Below are 24,071 nucleotides of genomic sequence, written 5' to 3' on the forward strand. Positions count from 1 at the left end.
TGGACTAGGGATAGAACTTGCTGGCATCGGATAGCAGAGATGTGAACTGGCCCCGCTGGTAGCGCGGCAAGTCCACGTCGGGCTGATACAGCTCCAAAGCGCTAATCTGCTTGCTTCGCGTCACCTGCGGCTTCTTGTGGAGGTAGTGCCTGCGTAGGACTTGAACCCGGTCCCGTGGATCGGTGCTGTGGCCGGTGACCAGGGCAATCTCCTTCTCCGGCACGTCCTGGACATCGAGCTCGGTGGCCAGCGTGTGGCGGAACGCGTGGAATCCGACGCCTTTGGGAAAGCCCAGGCTTTTCAGGTAGCGGCCAAAGTCCACCACGAACTGTTGGCTGTAACGCGCATTGGTCTCGCCTGTCGTGCGGTTTACGCCAGCGGAGAGCAGCGGGAACAGCCGAGGATGGCCCGTGTCCTTCATGTCCTCCACGAACTCCAAGAAGCCTGCCTCCAGGAGCGGCTTGGCGATGGGGATGATGCGCATACAGCCCGCGCCTTTCATGCTTTGCCGGCTGCGCCGCCGTCGCTTCGGGTCTGCGGCCAAGTCTTGGTCCAACGTCTTCTGGAAAGCGATGCACCACACCCCGCGCTCCTCAATGATGTCGCTCAACTTCAGCTGGCAGACTTCGTTGACCCTGGCACCGGTATACAAGCCGATCATCGGTGCCCACCAATACTGCGGTTTTTTTGCCCAGGGGATGAAGGTTGCGGGGTCAAAAATGGCTTGCAAGTCTGCGTCCTCGAACAAGCGGATCGCCTTGTCGGGGTTGATGGTGTGATCTTCCTTGGGCTTCCGAAACGCCTTCATCGGTGACAAGTCGATGGCTTGTCCGTTGACCAAGTGGTTGAAGAAGGCAACAAGGAATCGGCGGTGACGTTCTTCCGTGGCAGGTGACAGCGGCGGCACGTCTTGCTGTTTGCCCATGGCGATGGCTTCGTCGAAAGTAAGGTCCTTCAGCAGCGGATCCGACACCAGGTTCCTTGGGGCCCAGCGCAGCAGTTTCCAGAGCGCCTGGATGTGGTAATAGTCCACTCGAGCCGCCGAGATGTTGCCGCAGGTGAGAAGCAGTAGCTTCAACGTGCGCTCGGTGGACTGGATGGTTTTGGGCTCCAGTTGCCGGCGACGCATGTCCTCCAGATGATCCTCGATCTCCTTGGCCAGAGGACGCGACGGAGTGCCCATGGGCAGCTGAGCGGGATAGCGCGTGCTGTTCTTCAGACCGCTCTTCCGTCCGGTTTCGTCGAGCGCAGCGAGGATGCATTCTTGCAGGTTGATGGCGGCTTCCCGACCTCGGATGATGGCGCGGTCAATGCGGAACCGTCCGATGTGGATGCCTTCCAAATGCAGGAGACCGAACGGCGAGGCGATGTAATCGTTGAGTGCTGCGGAGGGGTTGTTGGTCATGGGTCACTTCCATCGAGAGATGGAAGTAGGGATATGACAGGACGAAAATTCGTCAACGGGGGCGATACAAAAATCTGCGGTGTCGGCGCAGTCCTTAGGCGTCAGGGTGTCCCCTCTGGGATGCCCTCCAGATTCGCTAATCCGTTACCTGGCGGAAACCTTTATAAACCAAGGGTTGCGAGGGAATTCGTGTCGATTTATCGCAGTCAATTCTGTACTGTTTGCAGTAGATAAGCTAACTAAATGAGCTTGTTGCTCGATTTTTAAAATGAATTTAAGTTAAATGTTAGCCTGTTATTGTTAGTCTGAATTTATATTCAAAGCAGCCATATGCCTGGATCGGAACTTTCTGACAATCCGAAAGTGTAGGCCTCCTTCTCGTCACTGACGCTTTCTTGTGGCCCTTCGCCGTGAGCCGCTTGCGCGGTGGTCGGTCCCGGTTGCGGCAGGACCGGTGCTTCGCCTACGTGCGAAGGAGCGGGCTCTAAAGAAGGCTTGTAGCGGGCACAATAAAGCGGGCATCAATTGACTCTTATCTGCGTATTGGTGCCGGTAGTGTTACGGCGTCGGGCGGAGCGGACGGCCTAGTGGCTGAGCATGAACGATTCATGCTTCTTCTGGTTCTTGGGCTCGTTGCCTGCTAAAAAGCCAAAGGGGAAGCTGTCTACCCAAGAGCATCGTCCATCTGTTTGACGATGCAGCGGAGGATTCTTGATCAAAGTCCTGCAAATTTTAGAGAAGACACAGCGGCCTGCCATAGTCGATGACCATCGCTATATGGACGTGTTTACGGGAGATGGGCTGCTGACACGCTCTTTTCGAGCAAAGTTCGGACGCAAGAAAATTCGACGGACACCTTTCATCTATGATCAAACACTTGAAGATCTGCATTCGGACGACCGTGCATTATGGGATGAGAAGAGATATTTCATTCAAGTAGTCGGTTTTGTTTCTTCTTTTTTCTTGTCAGGTAAAGCCTCTGTGGGGCAATGGAATACCTTGACTGGTAGACCCAGATTCTGCCCAGTAATAGTCTCTAGTAGAATGATAGGCGGAGTTCTGACGTCTGAAGTCTCTTTATTGACGGCACTGTCAAAGTCAGAGCCCTTTGTTAGGCCGCTTTGCATTTATGGGGATCCACGGGATTGGTTGGCAGCGTCAGCAGACAATGCCCTACTCAACTATTTAAATGGCAGGTAGGCAAGCCAGATCTCGTTTTTCCTATGTAAGTCATTCGGCATGACGAAAAGGCGACTGCCGTCGGCTCAGCAACGAGGCCGTGGTGTTTAAAAATAATTGGTTAGCTAAAAACTAAAATTAATGTAAATTTAAAATGAACGCCAGTTAAAATGTAGTTAATATTGGTCGAATTTAGTTAGTTTTTTCTATTTTATTTACTCGTGCAAACTTCCATCACGATGCAGGTGGGTGGTCCTGTCTCGGAGCGCGTCACCCATCTCCCCATGCGAAGATGAGATGTAGGACTGAGCCTATGTCTGCTAAGGGAACTAAAGCGTGGATCACTTTGAAGGCGTGGTATTGGACTACCTCCGAGCGGACCGCGCGCTGTTCGTCAACAGCCAGTGCTGCATCCAGCTCAACGAGGGCGCCAACCCGGACACCAGCGGCCCGCATTGGTATTGCGATGCGGTGGCCGTGAGTTTCAAGGAGGCGGCGGCTTATTTGTGCGAAATCAGCTACGCAGCCCGGTCCCCTTCGTTGATTGCTCGCCTGAAGGGATGGAACGAGAACTGGACCGGCATCAGGGGCGCCCTTGAGCGAGACAGCGGTGTGCCGCTGGACTGGACGGTGAGGCCTTGGCTTTTTGTCCCCGAGGCTCAGGCCGAGCGGCTGCGCGCCAGCATCGCAGGATTTGGCAACCTTCCCAGCCCCCGCATCACGTTTTTGGAGGAGGTGGTGCCTTGGCGCTATCGTTCCTGGAATCGCGGTGCATACACGGATACGACCCCATGACCCCGCTGACTCTTAGCGCTCCAGATTATGCCCTCCTGCAAGCGACCACTCAGTGCTGGAAGTGCGCAAAAGCCATTCCTGTCACTATGGTGTGGGTGCCGTCCTTCGTCGACAACGAGGGTGTGGAAGAACCAGACGACGAGCCCGAGATAGGTGGCGCGGCCACACTGGGCTACATCAAGGCGCTGGACCCAGGCACAGCGCCGCACATCCAAGCGGTTGCACCATGGCTCAAGCCGGGGAGCTCGAAGACCGCGAATGCGACCTATTGGGCCAACCATTGCAAGGCATGCGGGGCCATTCAAGGCGATCACTTCGTCAGGGGCGTCGACGGGCCGTTCTTTCCCCAGGATCAGGCTGGCGTGGACGCGCTCCAGGTCATCCCAGGCCGCGGCCCGTTGAGCGCACAAGCTTCCGCATCCCAGTCCGGGTGGATGGACCTGGTGGCGAAACGTTTGGCCTGAAGTCGGCCCAGCCACACCCCGCGATGGTTGCGCTAAACATCTAGGTCAAGTGGCTCTGACGGCGGGGCAGCAGCCCGGTTGGGTGTCCCGTCACTTCTGTGCGGCCGTGACTTGGTCGCGTCGGAGATGCCTGGGGGAAGTTGGCGTCATTGGACGACGGCTGGCTAAGAACGTCCTGACATCCCGTAGGGCTTGAGACCTATGGTTTCAGGAATTCCAGAAGCACAATTTGATTCTGCCGGACGCGGGACCGATGGTCGCTCACCTCCCGGGACGCTTGAGCAGCGTCTCGCCCGCAACCCTTTTGAGAAATGAGGTCGGCATCACTATGACGTGTGCCTAAGGTTCCAACATGCGATGCCAAGACCAAGCCTAAGCGTCGTCGACACTCTCGAAAAGCAAGGGCTGATGCAGGCATATCAGACGACTCAAAACTTTGTGCCTGCGCATCCCAAGCTGCCATCAACAATTCCAGGTCGCTTATCAGCCCTTGCATTGACGTCCCTTTGTGTGCAGACGGTGGCCGCAGTCATAGCCTGGCCATGAGCAAGCCCACCCAGCCGCTATGTCGGTATGGTTAATCTCGCTATGCGATTTATAGCGGGCGCGACCGTTTAGGACAAGCGGTTGCCTTTGCTGGGTTTGGCGGAATGATGTGTCCGCTCAGAACGCCAGTGGGTCCAGATTCTGGGCCCACGTTGGTTGGGTCAAAACTCTTGCCAGCCTGCGCCGTCCGTCGAGCCAGTGATGGGCTCGAGTTTGCGTGGTGCCCGGTGCGGAACAACCTTTGAGGGTGTCTTCACGGGACCTGCCGCTTTCCTGCCGCCAAAGCCTGCAATGGCTGACCTGGCATGACCCGCACCGACCGGGAGAGCCTTCCCCTCTTCGATCTTGAAGACGGCCACGGCCTCGGTGAGCTGCGTGGCTTGCTCTTCCATGGAACGGGCCGCCGCCGTCGCTTCCTCAACCAGGGCTGCGTTCTGCTGCGTCGTTTCGTCCATCTGCGTGACCGTAGTGTTGACCTGCTCGATGCCTGCCGACTGTTCCTGGGACGCGGCGGAGATCTCACCCATGATGTTGGTCACGCGCTGCACGCTGGAGACGATCTCAGCCATCGTGGTGCCTGCCGTGTGCACCAGCGCAGAGCCTTCGGTGACGCGTTCGACCGAGTCGTCGATCAGCGTCTTGATTTCCTTGGCCGCGGCGGTGGAGCGCTGGGCCAGCGTGCGAACTTCCGAGGCAACCACGGCAAATCCGCGCCCCTGTTCGCCGGCACGTGCCGCTTCCACGGCGGCATTCAAGGCCAGGATGTTGGTCTGGAACGAGATGCCGTCGATGACGCTGATGATGTCGGCAATCTTCTTGGACGAGGCCTCGATACCGGCCATGGTCCCAACGACCTTGCTCACGATCTCGCCGCCCTGGGACGCCACGCCTGCCGCGCCGATCGCCAGTTGGTTGGCTTGACGCGCATGTTCGGCGTTCTGGCGGACGGTGGAGGTCAGCTCTTCCATCGAGGCAGCAGTTTCCTCCAGGTTGGCCGCCTGTTGTTCGGTGCGCTGCGACAGGTCCTGGTTGCCGGCGGCAATCTCGCTGGCCGCCGAGTTGATCGACACTGCCGACTGCTGGATGCGGCCGACGATTTCGGCAAGCTGCGCGGCAGTGGTGTTGGCGTCATCGCGCATCTGCGCGAACACACCCTTGAACTCGCCGCTCATGCGTGCGGTGAGATCGCCAGCGGCGATGGACTGCAGCAGGGTGGAGAGCGATTGCAGGTTGCTGTCTGCGGTGGCCATGAGCAGATTCAAGCTCTCCACCATGACGCGGAAGTCGTATTGGAAACGCTCGGCATCGCCGCGCGCGGTGAAGTTACCGTTGGCGGCAGCCTGAGCCAGCTGCTTGATCTCGATGTTCATCGCGGACAGGTTCGCCTTGACCTCGTCCATGGTCTGGGTAAGCACGGCCTTCTCACCAGGCAGGCGTTCCATGCTCTCGCTCAGGTCGCCGATGGCATAGCGGCCCATGATCCGCGCCAGATTGGACTGCACATTAAGATGCGAAGCGACTAAGTCGTTAGTGTCTTTGGCCATGCGACCGTAGTCCCCTGGAAACGCATTGGTATCGATGCGAAAGCTGACCTGTCCTTCGTCATGGCGTTTGGCCATCTCGCCTTGCGCACTCAGCAAGGCTTGAAGCTGGGCCTGCATGCCAGCCATCGCGCGCAGGAGGCGCCCGGTTTCGTCCTTAGCATGCGTCTGCACATTGTTATCGAGCTGACCGAGAGCAATTGCCTCGGCAGTCTTGGTTGCGCGTGCCAACGGCAACGTGAGGCTGCGAGTGATAAGCCAGGCCAACAGGCTGCTTACCAGAACCACAACGCCACCGCCAACGAGAAGCAACATCCTGCCGCGCGTCATTGAACGAACGGCGTCAGCATAAGCTTGCTGGCTCTGTGCTTCCTGTCGTGAGACCAGCTCGCGAATTTTCCCTTGCCAAGCCAACGTAGCTGGGCGCGCTTTTTCACTTAAAAGGGTTTGTGCTGCTTGGTTGTCATTTTTGGCGGCAAGCGCCATCACTTCATTGTTGAGCTCGGCAGAGGCAGCGCGACGCTCGTCCATAGCTGCGCGTATTCTGCGTCCCTCCTCGGAGCTTGATAGGGTATCGAGCTTGGCGCGCAGGCCGTTGTAGCGTTGTCGCTGTTCTTTGATTGTTTTGACGGCGGCCACGTTCAAGTCTTCGGTGGTGGTCATCGCATAGGTGCCTAGTGCGATCAGCAAGGATGAGTTCGCATCTAGCATCCCATTGCCGATTTGGATTTTGGCCATGCGGTCGAGCACGATGAAGTCGAGCTGATGTCTCGCTTCAGACATGGTCCTTAGGCCTGCGGCAACCAGTAACCCCGAAAGAAGAATCAAGATACCAAATGCCGCTCCCAAACGCCGTCCGACGTTGTGCTGCTGTAAAAAATTGATCATGTGGATCTCTTCAGTTCGGTTGAGAGGGCGGGCCAGTAGGCCAGATGGTCCTAGTAGCGGCGGTCCTCTTCATTTCTGAAATTCGAGGTGTTCATCGATTCATATAGAGCAAGGGGGGGAGGGATCTACTCTGAAATTTCTACGAACGCCCCGAGTCCGCGAGGCCGGTGTTTTCCTCAAGCGTGGCGAGTTCTTGCGTTCACTTGTTTCCAAATCTACTCCTCAACACTTGGATGTCGGACATGATCGACACGGCCGTGAGAGGTTACGCTGTAAGGCAACTAGAACCGGTGTGAGAGGAATGGATCGTTTTAAGGAGCAATGGATGGCCGCTGTCGCCGATGCGCTGAGCGATTTACAGGCCGCCAGGGTGGCACAGGGGGCGATGTTGGAAGCAATGCTAGCCTCACACCCAGATCCTGAGTTGTTGACGCAGTGTTGGGATCGTCTGTCATCGTCATTGACGGCGACTGCTGCACAACGCAAAGCGGCGGGATCTGCCAAAGCTGTCGAGGCTCGGACGCTTGAACAATTGGCGGCATGGAATAAACGCATCGAGCTTCGTTTTCCCAGAGGCAAGGGAACATCGTAGGCCTCGCGGTTGCTAAGTAAATCTAAGAACGCTCCTGCATCAGAATCGGCAGTTGGTGGGCCTCTTTTGCGTATATGTATGCTGCGAACTCAGAACCGTGACGAGATAGAAGGGGCTGTCCGCTGCCTTTTGCTCTAAGGGCACACCACCCACAAGCGTTTGCACATTGATGCCTGGAAGATTGCGATGACTTTTTCTGCGTCAGGAGTGGTGCGCCGCCGGGCAGGCGCATCAACTGGAGGCGGCATTATTCCTCGAAGAGAGGTTGAGCTCGGCCTGACCCTAGCTTTACGCGAGATTTGGCGTAGTAGAGCGTTATGAGGGTCACAACCCATGAGCTCAACCATTCCGGGTGGAAAGATGCGGGTAACGACCGACGAGCATCGCCTATGCGGCGTATGGGTGGCGCATGCTTATCTGCACGTTGGCTGGAGTAAGCAGATACTCGAAAAACTCCCCCACGCGGGCTGTTCTAGCGACCGCTACGTTGCTAGGGCAGAAGCTCTGAGGGCAGGTCGAGCAGCGGCCCTAGATTGGGAGCAACTCAGCGCTGATGCCGCGCTCTATGGATTCCATTCCAGTTGAGCCATCTTCTTGGCTTGGTGCAATCTCGAAAAGATTGCCGTGGAAGTTGGTAGCAAGCGTTCCTCAATGCGGCTTTCAGAGAGGGCTTGTGGACTGTGACGGGTCGCACGATACTATTGTTGGTCCGGCGCCAGGACATGCCGGCTAGCTTTGGCCCGCACGCCAGGGAGGCGAACACGGCCATATTGAGGTCAGCCGCTTGTTAACCAGCCCCCTGCACGCGATCGCCTATGTCAGCGAGGTGAGACGTCCTTGGACGCTGGCTGAGGTTGATCGTTTGTTGGTTTCGTCAAGTGCGCTGAATGCGCAGAACTCTATCACCGGCGTATTGCTCTACGACGGTCAACGATTCTTCCAATACATCGAAGGTTCGCCTGCACAGCTTTGGGACACCTACGACCGCATCAAACGGTCAAATCGTCACGACCTCGTCGCCGAGGTTTATAACGGCCAGGTCTCCGAGCGCTACTTCCCGCAATGGCAGATGGCCTGCCGAAAAGTTCTGCCTGGTTCTATAGTGGAAGTCAGTGCGCAGCGCTGGAACCGTGCGCGACTCGCATTGACTGTTGCGGGTGAAAAGCCGAAAGCGATCCAGCACCTACTAACGTTTTGGGAGGGGTCCGAACTGGTCCTCCCATCTTGAAAAAAACCGCATCTCAAAGTCTAAGTGGCCATGACTAAGTAGAGCAAATAAAAATGCCGCCGGCATCTACCGGCGGCTTTCAAATACAACAACAAAACTAAGCCACTGCATGTCAGTCACCGCCTTTCCGACGGTGTGAGATAGCCTGACATCCGACGCCAATTTACATCAGCGGGATGTCGTCGACTATCAGGAAACTCCACTTCACTTGTGAGAAATATCCTGATAGCTCGGGTGGGGCAAAAGTTCTATCATGGTTTCACTAGAGCGGCGAAAAGGAATTCCGTCATGATCCGGCAGGTGGGTGATTATGCGCTTACGGCCCATGTCGCAGCTGTAGGGTCCCAGTTCTTTCCGGAGATCCTGGTCTCGAGATCTGGCGGCTTAACCCTGCGTTGCTATCAACTGCAAACAATGGGATTTGCAACCTACGCAGAAGCAGTGGCGCATGCTCGGCAGGAATTGAGATTGTGCAGAGTGTCGAGCACTGGAGCCCTGTTGATTGGCCTCGGTTCACCTGATGTGTCAGCGTCCCTGAACTAGTCTGTGTCATCCTCTGGCTCAATATAGGCCCGCCTGGCACTGCGCTCTGTTTCGCTGATCAGCCGGTCTAGCTGTTCCAAGGAGGCACGCCGCCCCGCTTGCGCAGCAAGGGCGGCGGTAGGAAACATTTCAGCCAGTGAGCCTCTGTTCACCGTTTGGTTCAGTTGCTTAATATCGTCGATGCGCCAAGACACCGTCCAGCGGGCACCTACCTCAGCGGTTCGCCAAGAGGTGTCACATAAACTGCAAATCGATCAATCATGAACAGCATGGGACTCCAACCGGGGGAACCCACCGGTCGGCCTTGGCCCCTGCGATGTTCCCCGTTGTCGCTAAAGGTGGGTTGATCCTGGTCAACGACGCATTGACTCTTGTCAAAGTGGCGGTTCACAGCAATTCCCAACGGTAGCCGAGATTGAGCCAAAACGCTTCGTGCTTCAACTGGCTTCGAATGGATTTATACAGTCAAAAAAGGGGGCAAAGGAAGGAGGCGCGCCTTTCGATTGCCCACCGCACGTTGGCGGAGCGTAGAGCCTGCGCAGCATGGACACCTCTGGCCTACATCTACTCCACGAGGAGGAGGATTCAGAGCTGGGGCCGAGGGCACTACAGATGTAGCTGAAGGCAGCGAAAATCCTCTATGACGGCCCTTAGCTGCGATGCGACGCCAGCCGCTTGCCCAAAGCAAGGGTAGGCAATGATCCGGTTGCCGACGACAAGTGGGCGCGCTGCCGCGAGTTTTCCTCCAGTTGCATCCACGTATGCATCGAAGGCCTGCTTCCAGTCGGCGCTTGGGGCAAAAGAAAGGTAGACGACGGTGGGCTTTCCCTGGCGATGCGAACTTGCCTCGTCTTCAGGAACTTCTAATCCCACAACGGCCAGAGGAAGGTGTCTCATTCATCAGACTCGGTGCTTTAAAGCTGAACAAAGCCGGAAAAGCTGAACTTGGAATGGTCACATCATATGCCCCGTGTGCTGCAAGAAATAGCATGGGCCTCTAGCGCTTTCGGATTAGTTCTTGTGTTAACGGTTTACTTCCGGTGGGTGAGGCCTCTTGAAGCTTCACGGATTTCATCCCAAATGCTCCTTAGGCTTTCACTGAGAAGGCTTGGGATAGAGAGCATGTCAGACGTAGACGATGCAGCAAGAAAAGTGACGAAACGTGGCTTCGCAACGATGTCCGTCGAAGCACGATTGGAGTTGTCCAGTCGTGGGGGTAGAGCGGTTCAGGCCAGTGGCAACGCATATCGCTTTTCGTCGGAACGGGCTGTTGAGGCGGGAAGGAAAGGAGGCCAGGCCGTCAGTCAGGACAAGGAACACATGTCGAGAATTGGTAGCAAAGGTGGCAGAGCAAAGCGTGCACGAGTGGCATTAGAAGACGTCTTTTCTCCCATGCCAAAGAGCGAATCAAGCGGTGAAAAGTAGTTGTCAAAACATTGTTGATTCGTCGCATCAGCATGTGTGGCCTGAACCGCTTCTGGTTGGACGAGTGAACATTGTGGGGGCGTAGAAGGCTATCGAAAAATGCCACGGAGCATTTATATGGGGATTGGCCTACCAGTCGCAGGAATGTCTTTGCGCGTCGAGAGATTCCATCCGGCTAAGATTGCCAGCCAGCAGCGCTTCCCTGATGGCAAAGGCCAAATGAGGACATGGCATATCTAGTTTCCACAAGCATTAATCTCGCCGATGCGTTGGCGGCCTTGGGCTCTGGAGACGATGCAGAAAGTATTCGTCCCCTTGAACGCGCTGTCCAGCAAGGCTCGATTATGGGTCGCGCTATCAAAGAAGCCCTTGAAAATGGGGACTCTTGCAACGCCTACGACAAACCTCGGGCCTTCGAAGTCTTCGTTCGTGGCGGGGGCAACGTTGCCCTCTATGAAGCCGTTAGCGCGGAGCTTACCAAACTTTACAACATACTTCGGCCAAGCACGGTATTAGACATTGGCGCAGGCGATGGCATGGCGTTGGTGCCCGCAATCGAGGCAAGCGTTCATGTGCCCGACCAAGTTGACGTGGTTGAGCCCAACGATGTGCTCTTGGGCGAGCTGATAGCGTCGCTCCCTCTCGTCCGGGGGTATCGGATGACGATGGAAAATTTTGTGGAAGGATTTGACGATGAGGACCATTGGGCCTTGGCGCAATCCACGTTCGCTCTCCAGTCCATCGAGGCAACGGCTCGTGAGCAGGCGTTGGCAGCCTTGGCTGGTCATGTGGATCGACTTGTTATCGTTGAGTTCGATGTGCCAGATTTGGCGCCCAACAGCGACGCCTATTACCAATCGCTTGCCCAACGCTATGAGCGTGCCGCGTCGGAGTATGGTGAGAACGCCGCGCTGGTAGCGGGAGGGTTCCTGGCGCCCATGTTGTTAGGTCAGCTTCGATCTATCGCCCCCTCCAACTATGAGCAGCCGGCAGACGCTTGGGCGGCGGAGCTGGAGAGGTCGAGCTACCGTGTGATTGGTAAAGTCAACCTTCACGATTACAGCTGGGCGACTGCGTTTTTGCTAACAGCTATTCCAAAAGGCTGAGTGGGCTTGAAGTTCCGTCATTTCTAGGTGTGATGCAGGAAGTGTCGCTAAGTGTCATGGTGGCGATGCTGCGTATCGCAAGGTGCGACGGCATTGCCGATAATCAGGCCCATGGACAGAGCCGAGCTGCGCCTTCACCTCGAACGCCTGGATGCTGCGGTGCCCGCCCTGCGTGCATCCAGTCCTGACCGCCGCCACTTTTGGCAGTCCTTCGCCAGCATGGTCGCTGCCATTGAGAGCAAGGCGGTGACGAGCGAGGACATGCAGTTTGTTGGTCGTCGAGCTCAGGAAATCTTGTCTTGGCATGGGCTCGAGAGCGAGGACCAGAACGTCTGAGTCCATTGGTGCTGCCATGTTTCATCCCCTAAGTGGCGGGCGCTTCTGGTGCGTAGGCATGCGGGCGTCACATAAACAAGAAAAGTTCGCAGAAGTCTCAATACGAGCAGCTAAAGCCTAGGGATGGTTGGTGTCATACATCTGTCCCATCCATCCTCGTGCCGTTTAGCCTGCGATCCTTGTTGGAGCATACGTTGGACGTTTCCTCTAGCGCTGGGCCTCTTAAAGGAAATCTTCGCTTCGCCGCCCCGATCGCTATGACTGGGGCGATCATCGGAGTCAGCGTAGTCATTGCCGCCGAAGAATGGGCTGCCTACCTGTGCGAAGCAACCTATGCAGTAAGGTGCCATTGCTTTCAAGGCGGCTGCGGGCCCGGCTGGTTCTTTGCAGGCACCCCGATTCCAGGACTGGTAGCGCCAAGGCACGACATCGTCTAAAAATGTGGTCAGGATTGGGAGGGGCCGGGGGCGAGCGCTCTATCTATCTTCTGAGCGGCAAAGAGGCCCAGTCGGGCCTGGATAGGCCCGGAGTCGATGCTCAACAGAGCGGTCGCCGACCATTCGGCATTGAGCCGTTGAAGGCGAGCTAATGAGCTAGTTAGTCAAAGTAAGCCTCAACTGGGGGCGTATGACCCGCCGACCTAGCTTTCCATGGACTAGTTCACGGCAGACTCGGTTGCCACGGGCCCTGCGATATAGCGCTTCCAATAGGTTTCAAACTGTCTACCTTTCAAGGGTTCCAGCTTGGGAGCAATTTGATCATGAATATACTCAACCTCTCTGTGGTCTCCAAGGCTACTGAGCTCGCGGGCGGCTTCGATAAGTGCCCTTTGCCCCACCTCAACGTTTCCGAAAGGGTCGAAGTAAGAGTCCACACGTGTAGGGTCTAAGACGCCGGTCCAGCTAAACGGTCGATCGCCTGCTGATGCTGCTATCGACCTATAACGCTTGATTGCATCTTGGGGGCGAATACGTTTTTCGAGCAAATCCAAGCGTGTTGTCAAGAGTGCAGTTTCTGGAGTGTCATGCAAACGCCTTAACTCGGCAACTGCTCTCCGAACGAACGCGAAGTCGATGTTTCCAGTGGTAGATTGAATTCCTAATAGGTTAAAGCTCGCGATGGCAAACCAGTAGTCACTACGTTCTGCCGCGATCGATTCCTCGCGTGTGGGGGCTCCGAGTGAGCTTGGCTGAATAATCTCGATGCCCACTTCGTCCGCTAGAATTGCTTCGATGTCGCGCTTGTGGAATTCGCCTACGACAAGAAGAACGGTGCCGCCGACATGGGCCTTTGCCGCGGCTGCTAATCTCTTTGCTTGTAAGAATGTGCGATATAGATAGAGTCGCCGTGGCAGATCGTCTTTGGTTTTATTGGTAGGCGTGGCAGCCCACTGCGTAACTTTGGCTACGTTTTTCGGATCGTCGGCATGGAATAGAGTTCTGGTCAGCTGGGATGGTTGATTGAAAACCAGAAATTGTTGGAACCCTGTAACAGGACGAACTTCTGGCACCGCATCCAGATCCATGCCGAAGCCCAATCTCGCGTCATCTGTTGGTGGCTCCCAGTCGATCGGGCACAGGTCGATGCCATTGCTTCGTGCAAAAGGAACTATTACGTCCTGAACTTCGTAGGTGAACTCGTAATAGTCGTTTCGGGCAAAGGCCTCTGGTGATCTTTCTATGCAGATAGCATCGGGTTTAACGCGTCTTAGAAAAGCAGTCAGTATGGCAGGGCTGTCGTTCGGCGCAATCAGCTGAGCAGCATGGTCAACCCCCAACACGACGACTCGGGTCGTCTTTTGGTCTTCACCACTTGGCGCAGCATCGGCATGTGCACAGATTCCTAGAAGAGCGAGTAACAGAAGTCTTGCTTTCATCATTGCGTCCTAATGGAGAGGACTTCGATGGTAGAGAAGAAATCAAGTGAGCAGCCTGTGCCATTGGTTGTGTTGCTTTGGCTAAGTAGCCGACTCTCTAAGTTGGCCAGTGGAGCAGGCCAAAGTTGCGGATCATTGCCCATGTTGGGAGTCTGTGTCAGGTCAAAGGCAGCAAAACGCAATCTTCTCGTGTCCGTGCTGCTCTTACGCAGCGATGCGTGCGTAAGGCAAGCAAGCACAGGTCCGCAGTAGCCCATCGCTGGCTGCAAAGCCCAGTCATCGCCTGCTGCCATTAGTTGACCGCTACCATCCGAATGCTGTTTGGCTCGTAGGCCTTTTAGGGCATGCATGGTGCTGTCTCCACCAGCGCTGGGCCTCTTAACGGAAATCCTTGCTCCGCTGTCCCGACCGCAAGGGCAGGCCTCCTCCTCGACGCTGACGCTCTGTTGCGGCCCTCCGCTGCGCGCCGCCAGCGGTGCTCACTCCCGGGTGCGGTCGAGCCGAATGCTTCGCCTGCCGGTTCCCACGAGGCGCACAACGCGCTGGTGGACAAGAACCGATGAAGCGCGCCCAAGACCGAGCAGTCCAGTATCAACTTCAGATGGACGAGGAAGGGATTCTCCTCGCAGCAGCCACCATCCTCGAACAACGCCTTCAACGCCAAGGCCGAATTCACAGCCCCGACCAAGCCGGCAACTACTTGGTCGCCCGCTGCGCCCACCTGCCGCACGAAGTGTTCGGCGTCGTCTTCCTCGACACCAAGCACCACATCCTGGCTACCGAGCACCTCTTCACCGGCACCATCGATGGCTGCGAAGTTCACCCGCGAGTTGTTGCTCAGCGCGCTCTTCAGCTCAACGCGGTCGCCGTCATCCTCTTTCACAACCACCCGAGCGGGAACCCGGAGCCGAGCGAAGCAGACCGCAAGGTCACCGAACGCCTGAAGCAGGCGCTGTCGCTTCTCGACATCCGCGTCCTCGACCATCTGGTCATCGGCGGGCGTCAGCACACCAGCCTGGCCGCAAGGGGGTGGGCATAGCCCTCCCTCTACCTACCGGGTTGGCCTGCGCCCAGTCGCTGGCGTTAAGCTGTCCAACCTCCCGACACCCGGATGTTGGCCATGGATATCTTTAGTCAAGGAAGGCGCATCGCCAAAGCCCTTTCAACAGGCACACTGCTGTTGGGAGTGGCCGCATGCGCGCAATCGTCAAACGCCCATCAGGAGAAAACCATGAGGGAACCTACGTCCGCTGACGTTCGGCGCGAGCAGGACAAGGCTGCTGCCATCTCAGATGCGGCGCTCCCTCCCGGTTCGGCGCCGATGATGACTTGGGACGGTCACCCTGCATTGCGACCAGGGCCCGAACTCACACCTGACCAGCTTCAGAAGCAAATCGAAGCACTCGCCCAGGCCCTGCATGCGCAAGCCGATTCCGAGCCCGCCAAAGTGGAGCGAGTCATGGTTCTCGCGCTTCCTCCTGACGCGAAAGGGAAGCGGAGAGGGGTGACGGGAAAGGTGGGTAGAGGCACTTACGATTGGGCCGTGTGGAAGGGTTCTCCGAACCTCCCCGGGCACCGGGTAGAGCTGACCCTCACTCCGGACGCCTGTCTCGCCTACGACACATTAAAGAGGCAGATGGAGGCCAACGGCTTCCGGGTGTATGTGCCGACGTTTGGCGACGACCAGCGAATCACGTTTGACAAGATCGTCGCCCCCTCGCTGGGGCTCTACATCGCTGTGACCCCCGACCGACGCGACGCGCCGACCTGCGTGACGGTCGTCAGCTTTGAGATGGAGCGCAGCGATGCTTGACCCTCGCATTGAGCGCATGCTCCAAGAGACCGAGCAGCAATCGTCTCTGTCCCCAGGTGCAGCCAAGGACCTCCGCGAGGCGGTGGAGTCCTCTCCTTACCTGGTTGAGGTGATGACCAAAGCCATCGACAACGGCGACCTTGAGCACATCAGGTTCGCTCACACGCCCAACGAAGGTGGGCACTATAACCATGCCGAAAAGACGATCAGCGTCAACGCCGACGTGTTGCAGCGACCGACGCGGTCAGAGCGGATAGATCAGCTCACCGGAGTCCTTGGGCACGAAACGGGGCATGCCTTGATGGCGCGCTCCAACGAAATCAGCACCTACAAGCTGTCTTACCGAATCGATGAGGCGCTGAAAGAGGGCGCGCGCTACGGCGACGCAACAGTGGACATTACTCCCTTGGCAAAGGAATACGTCAGCGCTTCCCGTCAGAACGAGGCGCTGGCCGAGCTGGTGTCGATGAATTCGGTGGCGAGCCGGGTCAAGCACCAAGACAGCCAGGTCAGCGAGGCAGAACTGCTGCGGCGCCTGGACCCGACCACGCCTTGCGTTACAAACGGGCGCCTGGCTCCGGGCATCCAGATGGATGTCCGCGGCTTGCAGCACACCGACAACCGCATCAGTAGCCCTGCGGTGGAAGCCGTTGCCATCTGTCAGTTCGACCGCTCCGGCAACAGCCTGGGGACGTTGGGCCGGTCCGACTACAACGCTTTTTACCTGTCCTACGTCGTGTCCGCCGGTGCCACCGTGTCTCGGGACCTGGACCGGGCTTCCAGTCAACCGATTCCAAGTCTCGGCCTGAACCTGAAGGAGCTTGGTGCTTCAGCGGAAGAAATCCAAGCGGCTGGAGTGTCCTTGGGTGGGCAGGGCAAGGCCTTTGGATTCACCGATACCTCTGGCGGACAGCTGCGGCCTTCCGAGGTGCGGCAGGTTGGGAAAGGGGACGCCGGCCAGCCGGACCTCGCTTCCCAACCCATCTCCCGCGGCCAGGCGGTGCTGGCCGACAACCCGGTGCACCCCGACCATCAGACCTATGCCCGCATCCATGACTGGGTCAAAGGCACGGGCAACTGGAACGACGAAGAGACCAGGAATGTCTCAGCTGCGCTTTACAAGCAGCAGGTGGACGACCCGTTACTCAAGCGGGTGGACAGGGTCACGGGAGGCTTGGGGAACGATGGCGCTCAGAACGTCGTTGCGATCTATGCCCCGCATGGGGTGGACAAAGCGCCGCAGTTCCACGCCCACGTGGACGGTCGAGAAGCGTCTCAACAGCCGGCCCAGCAAAACCTCCAGCAAGCAGAGGTTATCAAGCAGGACCAAGTGCGTCAGCAGCAGATGGAACAAACGCAGCAACAGACGGCTCAGCAGGAACAGGGGCCACGAATGACCATGGGTGGGCCTTGATGTCATTTTTCGGCATGGCATGTCCGATGGAAAACGAGGAAGTGCATTTGAGCGATACCAAAACGGCGCTATGAAATCGGTCACTCCACTTTTGTATGCCTGATTCCACCTTAGACCGTTCTACGCTGGTCGACAGTGCTCACGTCCGAAGCCTCAACCAGTGGGTCCGAGGCCAATGCCAGCGTGGTCGAGCGCTGCCGTTTTTCGACCCGCTGGATGGGGGTGAAAGGGCTCGGATGATGGTGTTGCTGGAAAGCCCCGCTCGCCATGCCGCCACGCCGCGCTTTGTGTCGCGAGACAACCCGGTTCCTGCGCAGAAAAACTTGAAACACTTCCTCGAACAGGTGGCATTGCCGCGCAACGAGACCATCCTTTGGAACGCGGTGCCATGGCTGCCATCGGCAGGTGAGACCAAGAAACCACTTAGGAAGGCAGATCTACAGGAAGGGGTGGTGATGCTCCTGGACGTGCTTTCCCGCCTTCCAAGGCTTCACGCCATCGTCTTTGCGGGGCGAGTCGCCCAGCAGTGCATGCCCAGTGTCAGAGAGAGCTTCCCTCTGTTGGCCCTCTTCGGCATGCCTCACCCAAGCCCGCTGTCGGTCTGCACCAGCCCCAAGGTTACCAAGCGCATCTTGTCCGTCCTGAGCGAAGCCAAGCGCTCGCTTCAGACCGCTCCCGCTGCCCCACGCGAAGGGTGAATCAACTCCCCTTATTGAGCGAAGCGATGCAGGGAGAAACGAACAGGTTTCCCCGGTAAGCGCCGGCCAGTGTCTTGGCAAAGACGATGGCCCACATGACGGCCAACAACACGACCAGCGCCGTGCCCAGAACTTCGAAGAAGCTCAGGTGAAGCGTGGCCCCGAGGCGCAATGTCGTCACCGCATACACGCCCAGCGGGAAGGTGAATCCCCACCAGCCGAGGTTGAACGGGATGCCGTTTCGGAGGTAGCGCACGGTGATGAGCATGGCCAGCACCATCCACCACAATCCCAATCCCCAAAACAACAACCCGCTGATGAGGCCAAATCCCGCCGCCATGCTTCCTGCCGACTCGAGGCCTTGGGCAGCCAGGATGGCAGGGGCATCCGTGCCCAGCACCAGCATCCCCAGTGCGCCGGTTCCGATGGGGCCCAGCGACAGCCAACTGGACGCGGCCATGCTTTCGTGCGGCAACTTGTGCAGCGCCATGCGCAACAACAAGATAACCAAGATGCTCAAGGCCACCGGCACCGAGTATGCCCACAGCACGTAGCTGGTGATCAGCACATGGTATTGGCTTGCGGCGTCCGTGAGGTGGGGAGCCAGCAGCCCACCACTTGCGGCCGCGACCTCGGCCGCCACCACCGGCAACAGCCAAACGGCGGTCATCTGGTCGATGCTGTGCTGTTGGCGCGTGAACATCATGAAGGGGATCAGCACCCCGCAGGCCAACGACATGGCCACATCGACCCACCAGAGCGTCTCCGCCAACGGAAGCACATCCGCTCCCCACCTAGGCAGGCCGTAAAGAAGCAAGCCATTGATGATGGTGGCCAGCCCCATGGGAATGGTCCCAAAGAACATGGAAACGGTGGAATGGCCAAAGATCTGCTTGGCCTCGTTGAAAAACAGCAGCCAACGGCTGGCGTAGAGCGTGCTGAACAAAATGAAGAGCCCGATGTTGAAGCACCACAATGCTTCGCCAACGGCCTTGGCCCACGGGGACGGGAAGGGAAGTTGGCCCAAGGCCAGCGCCAGGATGCCGGTGCCCATGGTCGCGGCAAACCAGTTCGGCGTGAACTGCCGAATGGCCTCGCGAGGGTTGGAAAGAGCGGCTAGGGGCCGGTGCCCGCCCATGATGGCCATCAGTTTGCTTTCGCTCATTGCAGCAGCCTCGCAGCGGGGTGTTGGGAACGAGCAGAGTCTAGGGCGGCTTCCAATATCTGTAAAACGGGTAATCTTGGTAAGAGTTACCTGTTTAGTGGATTGAAATGAAGGTCAGCCTCCGTCAGCTCCAAATCTTTTGCGCCGTGGCCGAGCATGGCAGCACCACTGGCGGCGGCGCCGCGGTGGCGCTTTCGCAGTCGGCCACGAGCGCTGCGCTCAACGAGTTGGAGAGCGTGCTGGAAACGCGGTTGTTCGACCGAGTCGGCAAGCGGTTGCTGCTCAATGCCGAAGGCGAACGCCTGCTGCCGCAGGCACGGCAACTGCTCGACGGCGCACGCCAGATTGAAACCAGCTACCGCCCCGGCGCTTCCGGCCGTCCGGTGCGGCTACGGATCGGCTGCAGCACGACCATCGGCAACTACGTCTTGCCCCGTTTGCTTGCCGATTTGCGCAAGTCGTTCCCCCACATTCACGTGGACGCCGACGTGGCCAACAACGCCGCGATTGCGCGAAAGGTCGCCGACTTCCAACTCGACATGGGGCTCCTGGAAGGCCCTTCTCATCTTCCGGAACTTCATGCCGAGCCCTGGTTGACGGACGAACTGCTGATCGTCGCGGGGGCCCAGCATCCGCTGGCCAAGGCCTCGAAAGTCACCAAGGCGGACCTGCGCCAGGCCGACTGGCTGCTGCGAGAGCAAGGGTCTGGCACCCGGGAGGAAGTCGAGGCGCTTCTATTGCGCCATCTCAATGACCTGGCCAACACGCAGCAGATCGGCAGTTCCGAGGCCATCAAAAACACGTTGGTCCAGGGCATCGGCGTCAGTTGCCTCTCCCGTTGGGTGGTGAGCGACTTGCTGTCTTCCGGGCGACTGGTGGCCCTTGAGGGCGTGCTTCCCTCGTTGGCCCGTCAGTTCTACTTGGTCAAGCACCGCGACAAGTTCATCTCTCAGGGGTTGGCCGGAGCTTGGGAACAGTGCCTGGAAATGGGGCGAGACCCCAAAAAGAAGATACCTAAAAAATAGGTCGGTGAAACAGGAATAATTTGTTTTCCTTCTTCGTTGCCATGGGCCAGAGTAGTGAGGTCCAGCAGATTGCTGCGATGAGAACGATCACGCGCGCAGTCGCGCAGAACCGGAGGATGCGATGAACCTGTTACAAAAAACGATTGCCGGCTTGGTTTTCGGCGGCGCGATGGCTGTATCGCTGGGAGCACAAGCCGCCGAGGAACGGTGGACCTTTGACGGCGACATCCGCAACAACTCGCTTGCTGTAAGCCCGGATGAGGCGACGGCCGTGGTGTCCTACAGTCAGCGCCCGGAAATCGTGGTGTATGACCTCAAGGCGGGCAAGTCCAAACGGGTTTTATCGGGTTACGTCACGCCCCGAAACATCGTGTTCTCACCGAACGGCGCGTTCTTTTACGTCTCCGATAGCAGCTTGGGCGTGGTGCGCAAAATCGATAGTCAGACGCTCAAAACGGTTGCCGACCTTCCGTTGGGTGCCGGGGCCTTTGGAACCACCCTCAGCAAGGACGGACGCCTTTTGTATGTCAACAACGAAGCGGCCAGCACGGTCTCGGTGTTCGACTTGAACAGCGATCGCCCGGTGGCGGTAGTGACTGGCTTCTCGCAGCCTCGCCAGGGCATCCGTATCAGCCCAGATGGTGCAACGGCTTACGTCACCAATTTCAAGGGCGACAAGATCAGCTTGCTGGACACAAAGACCAATACGATTCAAGGCGAAATCACCGGCTTCAACAAACTGCGGGCGATTTCCATCTCGTCGGACGGCAAAACGCTGTATGCCGCCAACAGCGGCAGCAACACCGTGGCTGTGGTCGACACGGCCAAGCGTTCGATCACCACCACTATTGCCGTGGGGAAGGACCCTTACGGCGCAGCGCTCACGCCCGATGGCAAGCACGTGTATTCGGGGAACATGGCGGACAATACCTTGTCGGTCATCGACACGCAGACGCTGAAAGTGACTGGAACGATTTCGGGCTTCAAAGCCCCAAGGCAGGCCATTGTCTTCAGCAAGGACCTCAAGAAGGCGTATGTCCTTAACGAGGATCTGAGCCTTTCGGCCGTCGACTTGGCAACGAACAAGGTGAGCAAAACACTGACAGCCGATTGAGGAGCACAGCGTTTGCGGGAAGAGGGCGGCGCTGTGCCGTCCGCCTTTTTCCCACCGTCGTCTCCCGTTTCTTGAATTGCCAGATCGTGAGCCCTTTAAGTGCTTGGTAATGCGGCTCGCGCGGCACCTCGCAAACGAGCGGCTTGCCTGACACTGAGTTCTTTGCGGGCGTCCAGGTGTTGGAGCAACGCTCCTGCTAACTCGTCGTCGTCCAGCACATGGGCGTCAACTGAGAAGACCAAGTCGGCCACATTCTGCCGCCGCTTCGCTTTTTCTCGCCTCGCGGTTTGCCTGGCCTTCAACTCGATGCGCTGGTTGGCTAAAAGCTCCTTCGCTTGCAGTTGGGCTAACTGCTTTGTGGCTCGGGCAATGCGGTCGTGGTAGTGGCTTGTGGCAGTCATGCGTTTCTCCAATGATCCCGTCTTTGAGTCAATCACGGAAAACCACCTAGTCAAGTTTATGCGGGTTCAAAAATTTCCAGCACTCAAAAGTTGTTCGATGCTGAAAAACAGTGCGTAAAAGAAAGAAGCAAGAGCGCACTGATGCAATGTCTGCGACATTGCGCGCGCCAGGTGCTACGCCCCCGGACCCCCAAGCGCTCCGCGCTTGCGCAAATCAAAAGCCACGGCATAAAGAGAGCAACCTCATCTGGAGCTTTGCATGGCCATCTACCACTCCCGCGTCAAAGTTTTTAGTCGTTCCCGAGGCGACTCTGCTGTTGCCGCAGCCGCCTACCGGGCCGGGCTGCTACTCATCGACCACCTCACTGGCCAGCGCCACGACTACCGCCGCCGCGGTGGAGTGGTGGCGTCCGAGTGTCTGGCCCCTGAGGATGCGCCGGCATGGGCCTTCGTCCCGGCCGAGCTCTGGCCAAAGGCCGAGGCGGCGGAGAATCGCAAAAATTCGGTGGTGGCCCGTGAGTTCGAGGTCGCCTTGCCCCACGAGCTCAACGACGAGCAGCGGTCCGTGCTCGCTGTGACCATCGGGCAAGCCCTGGTCGCCCGCTACGGTTTCGCTTTGCAGGCCAGCATCCACTCCCCGGGCTCTCGCGATGGGCTGAACCACCACGTCCATCTGCTGGCCACAACGCGTCGGCTAACCAGCGAGGGCTTCGCCGAGAAAACGAGGGAGCTGGACGGCGGAGCGTCTGGGAAGATCGAGATCGAGTGGATACGCCAAACCATTGCTTCCACCATCAACGGGCATTTGGCCGCCGCGGGAATTGATGCGCGGGTCGACCACCGTCGCTTGGAGGTCCAGGCCGAAGAAGCCCTGGCTCGTGGCGACTGGGCCGAGGCCATGATGCTGTCCCGGCAGCCCACAAAACACATGGGCAAGACAGCCACGGCATTGGCGCGCAAAGGCGTCATGACCGACCGTGCCGCCGAGAACGCGCGCATCGTTCGAGAAAACGAAGAAGCCTTCGAACGGTTGCTCGCTCAAGCCGAGCAAGAGGGTAGGGCAACTCCGAACCCTACCGGCCATAGCCACGACCAGGCGCGGCGCGACCGTCGACGCCGGGTTGGCGCCACGAACGACCTTCAAACCGCTGTGCCCGGGTTGGAAATCCATGGGCTCCGTGGCATGCGCCTCTCCGATGCTTTAGGCCGGCGTGCGGAAGATACCCAGGTGCGACCGCTACGCTCTATCAGTGAGCTTGTCAGTGAGGCGGCTCGGGACCTGGCAGACATCCTCTCGACCCGGCCAGACCTGGCGTTGACCGCCACGCAGCGTCTGGTAGGTCAGTGGACCGTTCGTGCGGCTGTCCTTGTCGACAGAGTTGATTTGCGCAGGTTGCTTAACAAGCTGGTTGACGGACTGGGCCGTCTGAAACGGAGTGTGCTGAAGTTCGCCCAGCGGACCAGCGCCCTGGGGCGTGCCCAGCGTCTCTTCAACTTGGCCGAGCAGGGCTGGGAGCAGTTCAACGGCGACCATCCCCGCCCCAACGGAGAGTGGTCCTCTGAAGAATGGGAAAAGCGGCGGGGGCGACGCTTGGCTGTTCTTGAAAAGCGCACAGCCGAACTGGCGGCAGCCCAGGCAGTCGTCTCAGAGCAGCATTGGAACGACTACGAGAATGAAGTTGAGCTCCGCACAGCTGAGGTGGAGCAGTGGAGCGAGGAGGTTCTTGCGAGTCCTGAGCTCGACATCGCGAGCCGGCCTATTGAGTCGGTCAAGGCCGCTTCTGCTGCACCCAAGCCCTCCCCGATGCCGATGCCAGCGCCGCAACCAACACGCCGTCGGCCACGCCCCTGATGGATGTCAAAAGCCCCGCATCTGCGGGGCTTTCTTCTTTGGCCTTAATGCCGGGGGCGAGGCCGCAGGTCTATGTGTTCAATCGCAGTGGGCTCCTTGGGGCGGGGGACGTTGTCCTTGTTCTTCTTCTTGCGCGCCTCTCGCCATTCCTCGATTGAAGCAGGCATGGTTGGCACGACGCTGCGATCGACAGCCGCTCGTCTAACGAGGATGGGCTGGGAGGGGGCCATGGTCGATGCCTGCATTTGACCGGCCGGCCCTGGCCCGCCGAGCCTCAGCAGCTCGGCAGCCAGATCGAGCGCGTATTGGATGTCCTCCACTTCTTGAGGGGGAAGGCGCGTAGTGCGTTGCTGAAGGAGGTGGCCGAGCAGGCGACTGGCGACCTGGATCTGCGTTTGGTGATGCATGGGTGCTCCTGTGTTGGGTAAGCACACATAGAAGCAGTTGGTGCTTTGTGCGTAAGAGCTCGCTTGGCGATTTGTTTCACAAATTCAACGAGTTGACTCACTGGAATTTGATGGTAGGTATTGCCGTGGAGCTATCGGCAGGTAGCCTGACTAACGGAGCACTGTCCTGCATCGCCTCGCTGGCAATGCACGGTGTTGGGCGGATATGATCGAGGAAACATTGAAAGGAAACCTGCCGAGCACGCTTTCTGCAACGGA

The 24,071-nt window shown here is 58.1% G+C and carries 20 protein-coding genes; 14 read left to right on the plus strand and 6 right to left on the minus strand.

What is annotated here, in order from left to right:
• Window positions 1–4 precede the first annotated feature (4 nt).
• Window positions 5–1,405 carry a site-specific integrase gene (locus GGR73_RS03375; protein WP_184455631.1) on the minus strand — a complete coding sequence of 467 codons (1,401 nt, stop codon included), beginning with the start codon at window positions 1,403–1,405 and terminating at the stop codon, window positions 5–7.
• 1,515 nt (window positions 1,406–2,920) lie between these two features.
• On the opposite strand from GGR73_RS03375, the gene GGR73_RS03380 reads away from it, so the two are divergent.
• Both GGR73_RS03380 and GGR73_RS03385 read left to right on the plus strand, forming a co-directional pair.
• Window positions 2,921–3,379, plus strand: coding sequence for a hypothetical protein (locus tag GGR73_RS03380; RefSeq protein ID WP_184455633.1), 459 nt, complete (start codon window positions 2,921–2,923; stop codon window positions 3,377–3,379).
• A complete protein-coding gene (locus GGR73_RS03385) occupies window positions 3,376–3,843 on the plus strand; it encodes a hypothetical protein (protein WP_184455635.1) in 468 nt (155 codons plus the stop codon). Before GGR73_RS03380 ends, GGR73_RS03385 begins: the two co-directional genes overlap by 4 nt.
• A gap of 707 nt (window positions 3,844–4,550) precedes the next feature.
• Here the strand turns inward: GGR73_RS03385 and GGR73_RS03390 are convergent.
• Window positions 4,551–6,818, minus strand: a complete 2,268-nt coding sequence (locus tag GGR73_RS03390; RefSeq protein WP_184455637.1) for a methyl-accepting chemotaxis protein — start codon at window positions 6,816–6,818, stop codon at window positions 4,551–4,553.
• Between the two features lie 301 nt (window positions 6,819–7,119).
• Between GGR73_RS03390 and GGR73_RS03395 the strand changes: the two genes are divergently transcribed.
• The 5 genes from GGR73_RS03395 (at window position 7,120) to GGR73_RS03415 (ending at window position 12,048) form a co-directional block, all read left to right on the plus strand.
• Window positions 7,120–7,410 (plus strand): hypothetical protein, encoded by a 291-nt coding sequence (locus GGR73_RS03395; RefSeq protein ID WP_184455640.1) that lies wholly within the window; start codon window positions 7,120–7,122, stop codon window positions 7,408–7,410.
• Between the two features lie 784 nt (window positions 7,411–8,194).
• The gene (locus GGR73_RS03400) at window positions 8,195–8,638 is read left to right on the plus strand and encodes a BLUF domain-containing protein (protein ID WP_184455642.1); all 444 of its coding nucleotides are present in this window, start codon (window positions 8,195–8,197) and stop codon (window positions 8,636–8,638) included.
• A 1,665-nt stretch (window positions 8,639–10,303) separates the two neighbouring features.
• Window positions 10,304–10,606, plus strand: coding sequence for a KGG domain-containing protein (locus GGR73_RS03405; protein ID WP_184455644.1), 303 nt, complete (start codon window positions 10,304–10,306; stop codon window positions 10,604–10,606).
• Window positions 10,607–10,833: 227 nt separating this feature from the next.
• On the plus strand, window positions 10,834–11,712 hold the full coding sequence (locus GGR73_RS03410; protein WP_184455646.1) for a hypothetical protein: 879 nt from the start codon (window positions 10,834–10,836) through the stop codon (window positions 11,710–11,712).
• Between the two features lie 111 nt (window positions 11,713–11,823).
• Window positions 11,824–12,048: a hypothetical protein gene (locus GGR73_RS03415; RefSeq protein WP_184455648.1), complete on the plus strand. Its 225-nt coding sequence runs from the start codon at window positions 11,824–11,826 to the stop codon at window positions 12,046–12,048.
• A 655-nt stretch (window positions 12,049–12,703) separates the two neighbouring features.
• Here the strand turns inward: GGR73_RS03415 and GGR73_RS03420 are convergent.
• A complete protein-coding gene (locus GGR73_RS03420; protein WP_184455650.1) occupies window positions 12,704–13,924 on the minus strand; it encodes a hypothetical protein in 1,221 nt (406 codons plus the stop codon).
• Between the two features lie 559 nt (window positions 13,925–14,483).
• On the opposite strand from GGR73_RS03420, the gene GGR73_RS03425 reads away from it, so the two are divergent.
• From GGR73_RS03425 to GGR73_RS03440, 4 genes are all read left to right on the plus strand, one after another.
• A complete protein-coding gene (locus GGR73_RS03425) occupies window positions 14,484–14,963 on the plus strand; it encodes a RadC family protein (protein ID WP_184455652.1) in 480 nt (159 codons plus the stop codon).
• Window positions 14,964–15,044: 81 nt separating this feature from the next.
• Entirely contained in the window at window positions 15,045–15,737 is a 693-nt protein-coding gene (locus tag GGR73_RS03430) for a hypothetical protein (protein WP_456362912.1), read from the plus strand.
• Window positions 15,730–17,151 carry an XVIPCD domain-containing protein gene (locus GGR73_RS03435; protein WP_184455654.1) on the plus strand — a complete coding sequence of 474 codons (1,422 nt, stop codon included), beginning with the start codon at window positions 15,730–15,732 and terminating at the stop codon, window positions 17,149–17,151. Before GGR73_RS03430 ends, GGR73_RS03435 begins: the two co-directional genes overlap by 8 nt.
• Window positions 17,152–17,387: 236 nt before the next feature.
• Window positions 17,388–17,849: a uracil-DNA glycosylase family protein gene (locus GGR73_RS03440; RefSeq protein ID WP_221233958.1), complete on the plus strand. Its 462-nt coding sequence runs from the start codon at window positions 17,388–17,390 to the stop codon at window positions 17,847–17,849.
• Window position 17,850: 1 nt separating this feature from the next.
• Here the strand turns inward: GGR73_RS03440 and GGR73_RS03445 are convergent, their stop codons facing one another.
• A complete protein-coding gene (locus GGR73_RS03445; RefSeq protein ID WP_155273458.1) occupies window positions 17,851–19,014 on the minus strand; it encodes a TDT family transporter in 1,164 nt (387 codons plus the stop codon).
• A 107-nt stretch (window positions 19,015–19,121) separates the two neighbouring features.
• Here GGR73_RS03445 and GGR73_RS03450 point away from each other — a divergent pair, with 107 nt between their 5' ends.
• Window positions 19,122–20,039 carry a LysR family transcriptional regulator gene (locus tag GGR73_RS03450; protein WP_184455658.1) on the plus strand — a complete coding sequence of 306 codons (918 nt, stop codon included), beginning with the start codon at window positions 19,122–19,124 and terminating at the stop codon, window positions 20,037–20,039.
• A 121-nt stretch (window positions 20,040–20,160) separates the two neighbouring features.
• Complete coding sequence (locus GGR73_RS03455) at window positions 20,161–21,153, plus strand: YncE family protein (RefSeq protein ID WP_184455660.1); 993 nt, start codon at window positions 20,161–20,163, stop codon at window positions 21,151–21,153.
• A gap of 95 nt (window positions 21,154–21,248) precedes the next feature.
• Here the strand turns inward: GGR73_RS03455 and GGR73_RS03460 are convergent, their stop codons facing one another.
• Complete coding sequence (locus GGR73_RS03460; RefSeq protein WP_055829085.1) at window positions 21,249–21,554, minus strand: hypothetical protein; 306 nt, start codon at window positions 21,552–21,554, stop codon at window positions 21,249–21,251.
• A gap of 259 nt (window positions 21,555–21,813) precedes the next feature.
• On the opposite strand from GGR73_RS03460, the gene GGR73_RS03465 reads away from it, so the two are divergent.
• Complete coding sequence (locus tag GGR73_RS03465; RefSeq protein WP_184455662.1) at window positions 21,814–23,406, plus strand: MobA/MobL family protein; 1,593 nt, start codon at window positions 21,814–21,816, stop codon at window positions 23,404–23,406.
• A 44-nt stretch (window positions 23,407–23,450) separates the two neighbouring features.
• Here the strand turns inward: GGR73_RS03465 and GGR73_RS03470 are convergent, their stop codons facing one another.
• Entirely contained in the window at window positions 23,451–23,813 is a 363-nt protein-coding gene (locus GGR73_RS03470; RefSeq protein WP_184455664.1) for a hypothetical protein, read from the minus strand.
• Between the last annotated feature and the right edge of the window lie 258 nt (window positions 23,814–24,071).

It is taken from the genome of Xanthomonas sp. F14 (assembly GCF_014199865.1).

Coding starts and splice junctions, on each gene's coding strand:
- GGR73_RS03470 (WP_184455664.1), bottom strand. CDS start 23,813: ATGCATCACCAAACGCAGATCCAGGTCGCCAGTCGCCTGCTCGGCCAC.
- GGR73_RS03430 (WP_456362912.1), top strand. CDS start 15,045: ATGGATATCTTTAGTCAAGGAAGGCGCATCGCCAAAGCCCTTTCAACA.
- GGR73_RS03465 (WP_184455662.1), top strand. CDS start 21,814: ATGGCCATCTACCACTCCCGCGTCAAAGTTTTTAGTCGTTCCCGAGGC.
- GGR73_RS03450 (WP_184455658.1), top strand. CDS start 19,122: ATGAAGGTCAGCCTCCGTCAGCTCCAAATCTTTTGCGCCGTGGCCGAG.
- GGR73_RS03415 (WP_184455648.1), top strand. CDS start 11,824: ATGGACAGAGCCGAGCTGCGCCTTCACCTCGAACGCCTGGATGCTGCG.
- GGR73_RS03440 (WP_221233958.1), top strand. CDS start 17,388: ATGATGGTGTTGCTGGAAAGCCCCGCTCGCCATGCCGCCACGCCGCGC.
- GGR73_RS03445 (WP_155273458.1), bottom strand. CDS start 19,014: ATGAGCGAAAGCAAACTGATGGCCATCATGGGCGGGCACCGGCCCCTA.
- GGR73_RS03455 (WP_184455660.1), top strand. CDS start 20,161: ATGAACCTGTTACAAAAAACGATTGCCGGCTTGGTTTTCGGCGGCGCG.
- GGR73_RS03395 (WP_184455640.1), top strand. CDS start 7,120: ATGGATCGTTTTAAGGAGCAATGGATGGCCGCTGTCGCCGATGCGCTG.
- GGR73_RS03410 (WP_184455646.1), top strand. CDS start 10,834: ATGGCATATCTAGTTTCCACAAGCATTAATCTCGCCGATGCGTTGGCG.
- GGR73_RS03405 (WP_184455644.1), top strand. CDS start 10,304: ATGTCAGACGTAGACGATGCAGCAAGAAAAGTGACGAAACGTGGCTTC.
- GGR73_RS03460 (WP_055829085.1), bottom strand. CDS start 21,554: ATGACTGCCACAAGCCACTACCACGACCGCATTGCCCGAGCCACAAAG.
- GGR73_RS03375 (WP_184455631.1), bottom strand. CDS start 1,405: ATGACCAACAACCCCTCCGCAGCACTCAACGATTACATCGCCTCGCCG.
- GGR73_RS03390 (WP_184455637.1), bottom strand. CDS start 6,818: ATGATCAATTTTTTACAGCAGCACAACGTCGGACGGCGTTTGGGAGCG.
- GGR73_RS03435 (WP_184455654.1), top strand. CDS start 15,730: ATGCTTGACCCTCGCATTGAGCGCATGCTCCAAGAGACCGAGCAGCAA.
- GGR73_RS03420 (WP_184455650.1), bottom strand. CDS start 13,924: ATGAAAGCAAGACTTCTGTTACTCGCTCTTCTAGGAATCTGTGCACAT.
- GGR73_RS03385 (WP_184455635.1), top strand. CDS start 3,376: ATGACCCCGCTGACTCTTAGCGCTCCAGATTATGCCCTCCTGCAAGCG.
- GGR73_RS03425 (WP_184455652.1), top strand. CDS start 14,484: ATGAAGCGCGCCCAAGACCGAGCAGTCCAGTATCAACTTCAGATGGAC.